The 12234-nt window shown below is 65.4% G+C and carries 11 protein-coding genes and 1 CRISPR repeat array (1 of these 12 cut by a window edge); all 11 genes read left to right on the top strand.

Translation table 11 applies throughout. From position 1 onward, the window contains the following. Positions 1–678 (top strand): calcium-binding protein (locus FHG71_RS09945; RefSeq protein WP_139081472.1); only part of this gene is annotated, 678 nt, incomplete at its 5' end. A 495-nt stretch (positions 679–1173) separates the two neighbouring features. Then, positions 1174–2091 carry a restriction endonuclease gene (locus FHG71_RS09940; RefSeq protein ID WP_139081471.1) on the top strand — a complete coding sequence of 306 codons (918 nt, stop codon included), beginning with the start codon at positions 1174–1176 and terminating at the stop codon, positions 2089–2091. 98 nt (positions 2092–2189) lie between these two features. After that, complete coding sequence (locus tag FHG71_RS24735) at positions 2190–2693, top strand: helix-turn-helix domain-containing protein (RefSeq protein WP_139081470.1); 504 nt, start codon at positions 2190–2192, stop codon at positions 2691–2693. An 83-nt stretch (positions 2694–2776) separates the two neighbouring features. After that, entirely contained in the window at positions 2777–5275 is a 2499-nt protein-coding gene (gene cas3 / locus FHG71_RS09930; RefSeq protein ID WP_176559362.1) for a CRISPR-associated helicase Cas3', read from the top strand. A 177-nt stretch (positions 5276–5452) separates the two neighbouring features. After that, a complete protein-coding gene (casA, locus tag FHG71_RS09925; RefSeq protein WP_139081468.1) occupies positions 5453–6934 on the top strand; it encodes a type I-E CRISPR-associated protein Cse1/CasA in 1482 nt (493 codons plus the stop codon). Next, a complete protein-coding gene (gene casB, locus FHG71_RS09920) occupies positions 6934–7476 on the top strand; it encodes a type I-E CRISPR-associated protein Cse2/CasB (protein WP_139081467.1) in 543 nt (180 codons plus the stop codon). The genes casA and casB overlap by 1 nt, the downstream gene beginning before the upstream one ends. Then, positions 7473–8555, top strand: a complete 1083-nt coding sequence (gene cas7e / locus FHG71_RS09915; protein ID WP_139081466.1) for a type I-E CRISPR-associated protein Cas7/Cse4/CasC — start codon at positions 7473–7475, stop codon at positions 8553–8555. The genes casB and cas7e overlap by 4 nt, the downstream gene beginning before the upstream one ends. Continuing rightward, positions 8548–9240 (top strand): type I-E CRISPR-associated protein Cas5/CasD, encoded by a 693-nt coding sequence (gene cas5e / locus FHG71_RS09910; RefSeq protein WP_139081465.1) that lies wholly within the window; start codon positions 8548–8550, stop codon positions 9238–9240. The genes cas7e and cas5e overlap by 8 nt, the downstream gene beginning before the upstream one ends. Continuing rightward, on the top strand, positions 9237–9956 hold the full coding sequence (gene cas6e, locus FHG71_RS09905; RefSeq protein ID WP_139081464.1) for a type I-E CRISPR-associated protein Cas6/Cse3/CasE: 720 nt from the start codon (positions 9237–9239) through the stop codon (positions 9954–9956). Before cas5e ends, cas6e begins: the two co-directional genes overlap by 4 nt. Next, positions 9953–10813 carry a type I-E CRISPR-associated endonuclease Cas1e gene (gene cas1e, locus FHG71_RS09900; RefSeq protein ID WP_246045406.1) on the top strand — a complete coding sequence of 287 codons (861 nt, stop codon included), beginning with the start codon at positions 9953–9955 and terminating at the stop codon, positions 10811–10813. The genes cas6e and cas1e overlap by 4 nt, the downstream gene beginning before the upstream one ends. Continuing rightward, complete coding sequence (gene cas2e / locus FHG71_RS09895) at positions 10734–11153, top strand: type I-E CRISPR-associated endoribonuclease Cas2e (RefSeq protein ID WP_342777513.1); 420 nt, start codon at positions 10734–10736, stop codon at positions 11151–11153. Before cas1e ends, cas2e begins: the two co-directional genes overlap by 80 nt. Before the next feature lie 95 nt (positions 11154–11248). Further along, positions 11249–12234: a CRISPR direct-repeat array (repeat unit 29 nt; unit sequence CTGTTCCCCGCGTGAGCGGGGATGAACCG) (it continues 324 nt past the right edge of the window).

The following is a 12234-nucleotide window of genomic DNA, read 5'->3' as shown; positions in this document are numbered from 1 at the left end:
GCGGAGTATCTGGCCAGTGCCGATCACCGGCTGGACGGAGGCACAGGGAACGACGTCCTGACCTCGACCATTCGTCTCGGCGCCGGCTATCCCCAGGATAGCATGCAGGCCACCGCGACCAACCACCTGTCGGGCGGCGTTGGCCAGGACATCCTCACCGCCTTCACGGATGCCAACCATTACGGCTACAACGAAGAGGACGGCTACGTCGTGGGATTGGCCCGCAATAGTCTCGACGGCGGTGCAGGCGACGACCGGCTGGTGTCCACCATTGCGGCGGTCAGCGGGGGCGCCAGCGAGCTTCGCGGCGGCGAGGGTTGCGATACTCTCACGGCGATCGGAGGCTCCGGCAACCTCCTGGACGGCGGATCGGGCCATGACGTCCTTGTCGGAAGCGAAGGGCAGGACCGCCTCATGGGAGGCGCCGGCCATGACAGCCTGACCGGCGGCCACGAGGCCGATGTGTTTGTGTTTGGAGCGAAGGGCGGCCGGGACATCGTGATCGATTTTAAGAATGGCTTGGATCTCCTCGAGATCGGGTCGGGGGCCGATGACCCGTCGGACCTGACGATCCGCGCCAAAGGGGAAGACACGCTCATCCGCTTCGCGGACGCTTCCATCCTGCTGAAGGACACCGGGACCGCCCTGATCGACGCCGCCGACTTCGTGTTCGTGTAGCCTGGGCTGACTGGCCGGAAGACAGGCGGGCCTCCGCGCAAGGCCCGCCGGGGCCACGCCCAAAGGTCCTCGATCACTAGGGCGCTGAGCTTGGCATCACTAACTTCGCTCAGGAGCTTGAGGCCGAACCGCCCAACACGCACCTCGACGTCGAGGCGGACATAATGGGCGATGTTCTATCCGCACGACGCCCGCCTCGATGTCGAAGTCGTTTGTGACCTGCACCGGCTCAGTTGTGGAACTCGGCCGAGGGGCGAGCGGCCCCTGATCCCTTTGGCTTTACGCAACACGTACTTTTTAGGTGGTGCCGAGCTGGCAGAAGCGGTTGAGGAGGGACTCTCGGTCGCCGACCAGTGGCGGCGGTGCTGCGGCTCAGTCAGGATCTCATGACGTGGGTTGCAACCAGTCATGATGCAAACAGTACTCCAACCTTTTTGGGAAGAGGGATACCCTGTCCGGTAGTTCAGGGACAGCTTCAACAGGAACCGACTGAGGGTGCCAAGGCTCGAAGCAACCGCTGCTCACTACATCAAATTGGGTGAAGGCGGAAAATGGGAAGAGGAAGCGCTCCACGATGGGGTCCTGCGGTTCAGCTATCGGACCGTTCCACACGACGCGTGCGTCGCTGGGAACTGGGACGTTGTCCGGGCTGCCCTGATGGCGGAGCCCGGAGCTGATCCCGGTGCAGTGCAAAGGCACCTCATTCAGGTCCAGACGTTCTATACCGCCCCTGAGACGGACATCTTCATCACCTTCCACCACCGACGCATGTATTGGTGCAGGCCTGAGGGTGCGGTGGAGTTGCTGGCCGATGGAACCAAGCGACGGGGCACAGTAGACGGCTGGAGAGGCGATAGTGTTGGAGGGCAGCCGCTCATACCGGAACGCCTCTCCGGCCAGCTTCAGGCCGTCCAGATGTTTCGGGGCACGATCTGCACCGTGGCCGCAAAGGAGTATCTCCTTAAGAAGCTTGGCGACGAGGTGCTGGCCCAAGTGCAGGTCGCTGAGCGCGCAGAGGAAGCCCTTCTCCGCGCCCAGATCGATCTCATAACCCTCCTCACGTGGCAGGACTTCGAGACGTTGGTGGAGTTGGTGTTCTCGGGCAGTGGGTGGCGTCGAACGAGCACTACAGGAGGCGCGCAAAAGACGGTCGATCTCGAACTCGTTCTGCCATCCACCGGTGATCGGGCCTTTGTTCAGGTCAAGAGTCGTGCGACGGCCAAGACATTCCAAGACTACGTCGACCGACTGGCCGGCATGCCCGACATCTCACGTATGTTCTTCGTCTGGCACACCGGCGGGATCGGGGCTGAGCCTATTCCAGCAACCGTGACCCCGATCGGACCAGAACGGCTGGCGCAGATGGTTCTGGATGCTGGGTTAACCAAGTGGCTGCGGGAGAAGGTGTCGTAGCGGCCAACGATCTCGGAATTGGGAAGCTATCAGTCTGTCCCATTCCTGCCATAACCAGCAGACACCAACCCGACAGCCGGCTGACTGGAGTGACCCCGATGACCGGAAATGAGCTTCGCACTCACCGTAAGGCGGCAGGCCTCACGCAGCAGCAACTCGCAGAGCGGGCCGGTTTCAGCCGCGACACCGTTCAATACTGGGAGCGAAAGGCAGTCGTAGAGTGCCGGGAAGTTGCCCCGCGGCGGTTATGCGAGGTGCTCGGGGTGCAGGGTTATCCGACACCCATCGCGCGCGCGGGGGGATGGGGTCTTACTCCCAATGACATTTCTTCTGCATCGCCGGCCAGGGCTGCCGGAGCGCTCTGCCCAGAAGGACCGCTGTGTGCGGCCCCGGACGGCACTCATCAGCCAGCTCTTTGCAATGCTCGCACCCGCAAGGGCCTGCCGTGCCGCAACAAGACCGAGCCGGGCCGGACCCGCTGCAAGTTCCACGGTGGCAAGAGCACCGGGCCTAATACGCCGCAGGGGCGGGCGCGGGTTGCCGATGCACAACGACGTCGATGGGTGGCTTGGCGTGCTGCGGCATCTATTCAAGGAGAGTAGAGGCGCAGTGACTTGACGTATTGAGAATATCGAGTTGTGCCTTCACCAAGCAGACAACCTGCTGGACTGTGAATGTTTCCATTATGCTCAACCCTGCTCTATCGCGTTGGCCCGGCAAGAGCCCTTCGACAAACAGCCCAGCGCATCCTGCGGTCTACCATATGCTTGACGTTGCGGCCGTCGCGGACGCGCTGCTCGCGCCATATGAACTGACACGCGCCCGGCGGAACCTTCTTTGCCTTATGGTAGCTCTCCATGACTTAGGTAAGATCGGCGCTGAGTTTCGAGCCATGATCCAACATGGTCAGCCGCAGAGTCGGCGGCACTGGGAGTTGACCGAAGTCTGGCTGATCCGGAACGAGAAGCTGTTACTTGAGCGGCTTGGCGGGACGCGACACGGGCTGCGGCCGTTGATCGCCGCAGTCGCTGGGCACCATGGACGCCCACCTAGTGCAAGCGAAGGTGGGCTTGGAACGGTAGATGACTTCGAAGCCATGGCTCGACGGGCTGGGCCAGAGGCAGAGCAGGATGCGACGACTGTCATCCTGAACTTTCTTGAGATCTGGCCCGAAGCTCGACTAGACCTGAGCAGCGTCGACGCCAAACGTCTAAGCTGGTGGCTCTCGGGCCTAACCGTGGTAGCTGACTGGGTGGCCTCCAACCCGGAATGGTTCCCGCCCCGAGGGCCGGATCTTGGGCCTTTGCAGTATCTGGAGTTCACTCAGCAGCAGGTACCTCAGGCACTTGCTGAGGCTGGGCTAACCGGAGCGGCGGTCAGAGCCGAACCGCTCTTCAACTTCGCCCTTCGACCCATGCAGGAGGCGGCGTCTCAGGTGTCCCTCCCGGACGGGCCTATGCTTGCCATCCTTGAGGACGAGACTGGTTCGGGCAAGACCGAAGCAGCGCTGATCTTGGCTCAACGAATGCTGCTCGCCAGAAAGGGACGTGGCCTCTATGTTGCTCTCCCGACGATGGCCACAGCCGATGCGATGTTCGCTCGTGCGGAAAAGGTGATCGGGTGCCTTTTTCAACATCCGTCTCTGACGCTTGCCCACGGCCGGTCCGGCCTCTCGGAGCAGTTCCGCGAGGTCGTGGGCCGCGAGAGGGCCAGCGATGACGTGACATGCGCACCTTGGCTTGCAGACAGCCGCCGCAGGGCTTTGCTCGCCGACGTCGGCATCGGAACGGTAGATCAAGCGCTGCTCGCAGTGCTTCCTACGAAGTTCTCGACCCTGCGGCAGTGGGGGCTGTCTTCGAAGATCCTCATCGTGGACGAGGTGCACGAACTGGGGAACCCGTACATGGCACGACAACTGGAGGCGCTGCTTCGGTTGCATGCCATGCAAGGTGGCTCCGCGATCCTACTCACGGCGACACTGCCGTTGAAGCAACGCGAGCGGTTAATGTCAGCCTTTGAAGTAGGGGCTGGCCGAGCACCCTTATCCGACCCCGATCCGGCTTACCCATCGTTGGTTGTAGCTGGCGGTGCCGCGGTCAAGGAGTTCGCGGTCGGTCCTTCGCCCAAGGGATCGGTCGCAGTAAAACGGATCGACTCTACGGAAGCAGTTGCCGACTTGTTGGCTGAGGCCGCCAGACAGGGAGCGGCCGGCGTCTGGGTGCGCAACGCCGTCGATGACGCTATCGCAGGTGTGGCCCTCCTGCAGGCGAGGGGTGTCGAAGCGGAGCTGCTCCATGCCCGCTTCACCCTGTGCGACCGCAAAGTTGTTGAAGCGCGGGCGCTCGGGCGCTTCGGTAAGGATGGTGAGGGAAGGGCGGGGCGAGTATTGGTCGCTACGCAGGTCGTCGAGGCCTCGCTGGACCTCGACTTTGACGCCATGGTATCGGACCTCGCGCCTATGGCGGCGCTGGTTCAGCGGGCGGGGCGCCTTTGGCGTCACTTGGACCGGCGGCCGCGCGAGGCACGACCTGTGGCCGGACCAGTGCTGCACGTGCTTTCGCCTGATCCAGGGGAGGTCGCCGGGCCGCAATGGCTACATAAGGTACTCGCCTCTGGGGCCTGGGTCTATCCGGTCCCGGATCAGTGGCGCACGGCGGATGTTCTATTCCGGGCCGGAGAGATCGTCGTTCCCGGTGGTCTTCGCGACCTCATCGAAGCTGTGCATGGTGATCAGGTGAGGGCCGTACCGGAGGTCCTACAGCGCGCCGAAGATCAGCGGATCGGTGCGAGCTATGCAGAGGACGCGCTCGCCCGGCATAACGTGGTGGAGATCGACCAAGGTTATCGCGAAGCAGGGCGAGGCATGGATGACCGCGAGTATCCAACGCGACTCGGAGGCGAGACGCGGCCTATAGTTCTGGCGCGGAGAATTGACGACGTACTTCGTCCGTGGGCGGGCGGTAAAGGCTCTGCTGAGGACTGGATGCTGAGTGAAGTGGCTGCGCAGGCGACACGGTTGGCGAAGTTGCGGCTGCCTGACCAGCGAACGGCAGAGATCGTAGCCGCGACCTGGGACTGGCCAGAGTGGAAGCGGGAAAGCGTCACTGTTTGTCCAGTAGGCGACGACGGAACGATCTGCGAGGGCTTGCGCTACAGGGTCAAAACCGGACTCGAGTTTTTGTGACTCGACCGGGGTAGACGTGAGTTCCAACCTCTTTGGAAACCAACATGCTCCAGCCAAATACCCGAAGGAACAGAGTGTTTCAAAGCTACACGTTGAGAGTAACTTGAAGCGGAACATCCGGCGTGGTCGCATGCAGGATCAGTCAACCAGCAGTTGACGTTGTCCACTAGGCGAGTCATGCCGCTCAACCTCATTACTGAACCCTGGATCCCCGTCCGTACGACGTCGGGCTCCCAGGTGATCCGGCCGGATCAGATCGCCGAAGTAGGCATCCTCGCACCGGACTGGCCCCGGGCTGACCTGAACATCGCCTGCCTCGAGATGCTCGTAGGCCTTGTGGCTCTGGCGGATCCGCCCTCCGATGCCGAGGACTGGGAGGAGCGGCAGGTGCCCGATCCGGCGCGCTTGCGCGAGCGCCTGGCTTCCTTGGCTCCGGCGTTCGAGTTGGACGGGGAGGGGCCGCGCTTCCTGCAGGACCTCGAGCCTCTCGCGGGAGACGCGATCCCGCCCGACATGCTGTTTATCGACTCGGCCGGCGCCAACGCCGCACGCAACAACGCTGACGTGCTGGTCCGGCGCGACCGCTATCCCGCCCTGGATCTGTCGCTGGCGGCCATGGCGCTCTACACGCTTCAGGCATTTGCACCAACCGGTGGCGCTGGGAACCGCACCTCCATGCGCGGTGGCGGGCCACTGGTGACGCTGGTCGATCCGTCAGGAGCGATAGGGGAGGACAACCTCTGGGACCTGGTCTGGGCCAATGTTCCGGATGGGCGGCCCGTGGGACCTGAGGGGCTGCCCTGGATGCAGCCCACGCGGGTGTCGGACAGGCCTGGCTCGGAGACGTGGCCGGAGCAGGCGCCACCCGCGCTCGCGTTCTGGGGCATGCCGCGCCGGCTGCGCCTTGTCGTTGATGAGGGGCAGGTCATCGGGGTGGTCCAGAAGCCCTGGGGCACAAACTACGCGGGCTGGCGCCATCCCCTGACGCCGTATTACCGGAAGAAGGCTGGCGCCGAGTTGCTGCCCCAGCATCCTCGCGCTGGAGCCTTCGGCTATCGTCACTGGCTGGGCACTCTGGTGGCTCGCAAGGGCGAGCTGCGGGAGCGCGCGCAGGCTCTCGACGACTACGAGGTACGCAAGCCGGGTGACCGCCACGCGACCGTCCTCGTCGCGGGCTGGGCCATGGACAACATGAAGCCTCGCGACTTCACACTCTCGCGCCAGCCTTTTGTGACGCTGCCCGATGCCGCGATGCAGATGCTGCTTGGGATGCTCGAGGCAGCGGAGCTGTTCCGCCAATGCCTTCGGAGCGCACTGAAGCCGGTTCTGGCAGAGGGAACGGCCCTGGAGGCGACGGTCGAGGACTTCTTCCTGCAAACACAGGGCGCCTTCGATCACGGTCTGGGCCAGCTCCAGCAAGGCCGTGCGCCCGGCGAGGTCGCGGCCCGCTGGCGCAACGACCTGATGCGGGTGGCGCTCAAGCTCTTTGATGACGCCGCGCTGCCCGGCTTGGCCGACCGTGAACCCGAGGACGTGGCGAAGATCGTGACTGCCCGGTCGGGGCTCCTGGCCAACTTCGCCGGACGGATCCGGCCAGGGCGGGACGCTTTCACGAAGCTGGGCCTCGCGCCCATGACCAAGACGGTGGAGAGCGCGTGATGTCGAGCCTTGGACAGATCTGCCTGGGATGGTGGAAGACCGAGCTTCAGGCCGACACAGGCTCAGCGCGAGCTCTTCGCGCTCGGCTGCGTCGGTCAGATAGCGCCGTAGACGCTCTGTCGGAACGCGCGGTCATCCAGCTCTGGGAGCAGCTGGCGGCCGAAGCCCCTGCCTTGGCGAGTGCGGTTCGCCGGGAGCCCGAGCGGCTGGCCGTGCTCGTGCAGGTCCTCGCCACTGTGAAGGAGCACAAGCCCCAGCAACTGATGCAGCTCCTCGGGGGGGACCCGCCGGCTTTGTCGTCCTTGCGCTTCCAGCGACTCCTGCGCTCACCGGACATCGCCAGCCTGGGCGTGGCGCTCCGGCGGGCGCTGCCCTTGGCCGGCGAGTTCTGCAACGTCGCCCAGCTGGCTGAGGACCTGCTGCGCTGTGACGAGGCCGTCCGCACCCGCTGGTGCTTCGAGTATTTTGGGGCGGCTGTCCCCACCCCCATCAAGCCGGTGGCCGAGGGCTCCGGACCCGTTCAAGAGGAGCCTGTGGCGTGACCACCTTTCTGCAGCTGCACCTGCTGACCCCCTATCCGCCCTCCAACCCCAACCGCGACGACCAGGGGCGCCCCAAGGCAGCCATGCTGGGGGGCGCGCAGCGGCTCCGCCTTTCGTCCCAGTCGGTCAAGCGTGCGCTGCGGATGTCCCCGGCCTTCCAGATGGGACTGAAGGGACATCTGGGCGACCGGACCAAACTGTTGGGCGAAGTGGTGCGTGACCACCTCGTCAAGCAAGGGCAGGAGCCGGCCGAGGCGCGGAAAGTGGCCGAGGCCGTGGCGGTGGCTTTCGGCAAGATGGAGGCCCCGCCCAAGGACCAGCCCCTCGAGGCCCGGCAAACCACGTTGGCGTTTGTCTCACCCCAGGAGCGGGGGTTTGCTCTGGAGCTGGCGGAGAAGCTGGCCGCCGGCGCGAAGGCGCCTCCCGAGAAGGAGCTGCGACAGACCGTGCTGCGATCGGCTGACGGGGCTGTGGACATCGCCATGTTCGGCCGCATGCTGGCCGACGCCAAGGAGTTCAGCCGGGAGGCCGCGGTGCAGGTGAGCCATGCCATCACCACCCACGCGGCTCTGGCGGAGGACGACTGGTTCTCGGCTGTGGATGACCTCAAGACCCGCGAAGACGACTCGGGAGCCGGCCACTTGGGCGAGCACGCGTTCGGGTCGGGCGTGTATTACCTCTACGCCTGCGTGAACTGCGACCTGCTGGTCGAGAACCTGGCCGGCGATCGCGAGCTCGCGGCGCGCGGGCTCGAGGCACTGGCCGAGGCTCTGGCCACTGCGACCCCACGTGGCAAGCAGAACAGCCACGCCCATCACCCCCGGGCCATGTTCATCCGGGCCGAAGTGGGTCCACAGGCCCCGCGTGATCTCACGGGGGCCTTCTTCACGCCCGTTAAAGGGGCCGACCTCCTGGCCGCCTCGGTGACAGCGCTGGACGGCATGGCCGAGAAGCTGGACCGGGCCTACGGGCCCTGCCACGAAGCCGTGGAAGTCATGGACGTGACGGCAGGCCAGGGCACCCTGTCCGGCATCAAGTCCTTCGCTCGCGCAGCCGTCGAGCGGGTCGCTCATGCCTGAGCACCTCGTTTTTACGCTGGCCGCCTCTCTGGCCGCCATGGGCGAGCTGGCCGGGCACGAGCGGCGGGGCACGTTGTTGTGGCCTGGCCGCTCGGCGGTGCTGGGGCTGGTGGCGGCCGCACAGGGGATCCGCCGGGAGGACCGGGCAGGTCTAGCGGCCCTGGAACCTCTGCGGGTGGCCGTGGGGGTCTGGGACGAAGGCGTGCCGCTTCGGGACTACCACACGGTCGAGACGGTGCCGACTGCGGCGGCCAAACGTCCCGATAGTCGACCGGAGGCGCTGAGGCGGGCCGGACAAGGGACCAACACCACCATCACCCTGCGCGACTATCGGGTGGGGGTGCTTTATGGCGTGGTGCTCTGGGGCCAGCCGCTGGCGCCTCTGGCCGATGCGCTGCGGCAGCCGGCCTTTGCGCTCTATCTCGGCCGCAAGTCCTGCCCGCTAGCTGTGCCGCCCAGTCCCCGGATCGTGGAGGCGGAGGGAGCGGTCGAGGCACTCTCCAACTTGCAGCTACCGCCCTTCCGGGAGGGGCGTCGCGCCCCTGTGCTGCGACTGGTGGCCAGCGATGAGCCGCTTGGCGCGAACGAGCGTCGCGAGCAGCGACAGGACGCTGTCCTGGATCGAGGTACCTGGCACTTCGCCTCCCGCGCGGTCCATGTCATGCATATCGGAGACCGGGCATGACCCTGTTCCTGTCACGGCTTGCGCTCTCCCGTACGCCCTCGGCGGCAGCCCTGGCAGGTCTGCTGGACCCGGAGGACGCCAGTCGGGCCATGGACGCTCACCACCGGCTGCTCTGGACGCTCTTTGCGGATGGTCCGGATCGGCGGCGTGACTTCCTGTGGCGGGCCGAGGGACAAGGGCGCTTCCTGGTGCTCTCGCAGCGTGAGCCGCTCTGGGCAGCCGGTGGCCTCTTTGACCAGCCTGAAGTGAAAGAGTTCGCCCCCGACCTGCGCGCCGGTGATCGGCTTGGCTTCATGCTGCGTGTCAATGCCACGCGAACCCGGCGCATCGGGGCTCCCGGTGCGGATGGCAAGCCGGGGCGAGTTCATGTCGATGTTGTCATGGATGCGCTGCACGGCCTTCCCTCGGGCCGTGTTTCGGAGGCGAGGTCTGGGGCACGTATGGCCTTGGCGCAGGAGAAAGGAGCCGCTTGGCTGGCCGAGCAGGGCAGCAAGCACGGCTTTGAAGCCCAGGGCGTAACAGTGTCTGACTATGCGGTGGTGGCACTACCCTCGCATCGAGGGCCCCGCAAAGGCCAGCCGCAGTTTGGCGTGCTTGAGACGACAGGCATGCTGAAGGTGACTGAGCCCGGAGCGTTCCTTGGGCGCATAGCCGAGGGCTTCGGGCGGGCGAAGGCATTCGGCTGCGGGCTCATGCTGATCCGTCGCGCAGCATGAGTCTGCCCGGACTGCCGCCGCCGCGACCAATTCCGCTCAAGGACCGAGCCTCGCTCGTCTTCGTGGAACGGGCTCAGCTGGATGTGCAGGACGGAGCCTTCGTTGCGGTGAATGCTGACGGCACCCGGACACAGATCCCTGTCGGAGGCTTGGCTGGCCTTATGCTCGAGCCCGGAGCGCGCATCAGCCATGCGGCCGTGGCGCTGGCTGCGCGGACCGGTACGCTCATCACCTGGGTCGGAGAGGGTGGTGTCCGACTGTACTCTGCTGGACAGCCAGGCGGGGCACGGGCGGACAAGCTCCTCTGGCAGGCGGCCATCGCGCTCGATCCCGCGGCGCGGCTGCGGGTGGTGCGGCGCATGTACGAGATGCGCTTCGACGAGGCGGCCCCCGAGCGACGATCAATTGACCAGCTGCGAGGCATTGAAGGGGCAAAGGTGCGGAGGGCTTACGAACTGCTGGCCCAAGCACATGGGGTGCGTTGGACGCGGCGGAGCTACGATGTGGCTAATTGGGAGGCGGGAGATGTCCCCAACCGCTGTCTTTCGGCAGCAACGGCGTGCCTTCATGGGCTGACTGAGGCGGCGGTCTTGGCCGCCGGTTACGCCCCGGCGATCGGTTTCCTGCACACGGGCAAGCCCCTGTCGTTCGTGTACGACATCGCGGACCTATGGAAGCTAGAAACGGTCGTGCCTGAGGCGTTCCGGGTGGCGGGTCTTGCCGAAAAGGGTAAGCTCGACATGAGCCCGGAACGGAGCGTACGACTCGCTTGCCGGGATGCATTCCGGCGGACAGGGCTGCTCTCGAAGATCATCCCACGGATTGAGGAGGTGCTCTCCGCTGGCCAATTGCCGTGACCGGAGCCTCCACCCGAGGCGCTGGGCCTGGCCTTCAAGGAGGATGGCTCCGGCGATGATGGTCATCGTGGTTGAGAACGCCCCCCCGCGTCTACGAGGGCGGCTCGCAGCGTGGCTCCTGGAGGTGCGGGCAGGAGTCTATGTGGGCGACTATTCCACTCGCACACGTGAGCGGATCTGGCGCGAGGTCGAGTCCTGGATCGATGAGGGTGACGCGGTGCTGGTATGGAGAGCATCGACAGACCAAGGCTTCGACTTCGTCACTGTGGGGCACAACCGCCGCATGCCGGTCGACTTTGACGGGCTGAAGTTGGTGGCGTTCCACCCGCATAAAGGCTGAGAACTTCTCTCATCCCGAACTGTTCGGAGTCTGCTCCGGTCGGTAAGCTCTTTGACATTGAAAAAATACAGACAGGAAAACTGCTTCCAGTCAGACTGTTCCCCGCGTGAGCGGGGATGAACCGTCTGCGGCGTTCGACGCGCTCCGCAAGCGGTACTGTTCCCCGCGTGAGCGGGGATGAACCGTAGATCATGCCCGAGATGTTGCCGCCCGAGGCCTGTTCCCCGCGTGAGCGGGGATGAACCGCCGAATGGAATGTGCCGCTCGTTCAAGGACCGCTGTTCCCCGCGTGAGCGGGGATGAACCGTTTGCCTACGAGGGCGAAGGGCAGGAGCGCGTCTGTTCCCCGCGTGAGCGGGGATGAACCGGACATGGGCGCCAACAAGATGATGAAGGTCTACTGTTCCCCGCGTGAGCGGGGATGAACCGGACGCGGACGCCGCGCTGACCGATCGGATCAACTGTTCCCCGCGTGAGCGGGGATGAACCGGGAGAGCGCCCACCTCATTTGCCGCCCCTCCACTGTTCCCCGCGTGAGCGGGGATGAACCGGCCATCACGCAGTAGGTGGCGACGAGGGACAGCTGTTCCCCGCGTGAGCGGGGATGAACCGATGGGTATTCACATGCCCATCGGCGCACCGGTCTGTTCCCCGCGTGAGCGGGGATGAACCGCCGAGGACGAGCGGGCCATGCGCGCGGCTGACCTGTTCCCCGCGTGAGCGGGGATGAACCGGCGGCCGGGAAGGTCCACGACACCTCGGCGGACTGTTCCCCGCGTGAGCGGGGATGAACCGCCGCTCGTCGTGGGTGACACGGCGCTGTTCGTCTGTTCCCCGCGTGAGCGGGGATGAACCGCCACGCGCAGCCGGGGGAGTTGCCCTGCGCAGCTGTTCCCCGCGTGAGCGGGGATGAACCGTAGGCGGGCGAGGCGGGCGCGGAGAAGTTGCCCTGTTCCCCGCGTGAGCGGGGATGAACCGCCACGCGCAGCCGGGGGAGTTGCCCTGCGCAGCTGTTCCCCGCGTGAGCGGGGATGAACCGTGGAACCGCGACCTGGTGCGCCTGGGCGGCGACTGTTCCCCG

Origin of the sequence: Rubellimicrobium roseum (assembly GCF_006152145.1) — a bacterium.
In the GTDB taxonomy this organism is placed as follows: Bacteria; Pseudomonadota; Alphaproteobacteria; order Rhodobacterales; family Rhodobacteraceae; genus Rubellimicrobium; species Rubellimicrobium roseum.
Note: the sequence above shows the minus strand (reverse complement) of the source record. Positions and strands in the feature narration are given on the sequence as shown.

What these genes read in the sequence shown, in the direction of transcription:
- FHG71_RS24735 (WP_139081470.1), top strand. Translation starts at nt 2,190, where the DNA reads ATGACCGGAAATGAGCTTCGCACTCACCGTAAGGCGGCAGGCCTCACG.
- cas3 (WP_176559362.1), top strand. Translation starts at nt 2,777, where the DNA reads ATGCTCAACCCTGCTCTATCGCGTTGGCCCGGCAAGAGCCCTTCGACA.
- casA (WP_139081468.1), top strand. Translation starts at nt 5,453, where the DNA reads ATGCCGCTCAACCTCATTACTGAACCCTGGATCCCCGTCCGTACGACG.
- casB (WP_139081467.1), top strand. Translation starts at nt 6,934, where the DNA reads ATGTCGAGCCTTGGACAGATCTGCCTGGGATGGTGGAAGACCGAGCTT.
- cas5e (WP_139081465.1), top strand. Translation starts at nt 8,548, where the DNA reads ATGCCTGAGCACCTCGTTTTTACGCTGGCCGCCTCTCTGGCCGCCATG.
- cas6e (WP_139081464.1), top strand. Translation starts at nt 9,237, where the DNA reads ATGACCCTGTTCCTGTCACGGCTTGCGCTCTCCCGTACGCCCTCGGCG.
- cas1e (WP_246045406.1), top strand. Translation starts at nt 9,953, where the DNA reads ATGAGTCTGCCCGGACTGCCGCCGCCGCGACCAATTCCGCTCAAGGAC.
- cas2e (WP_342777513.1), top strand. Translation starts at nt 10,734, where the DNA reads ATGCATTCCGGCGGACAGGGCTGCTCTCGAAGATCATCCCACGGATTG.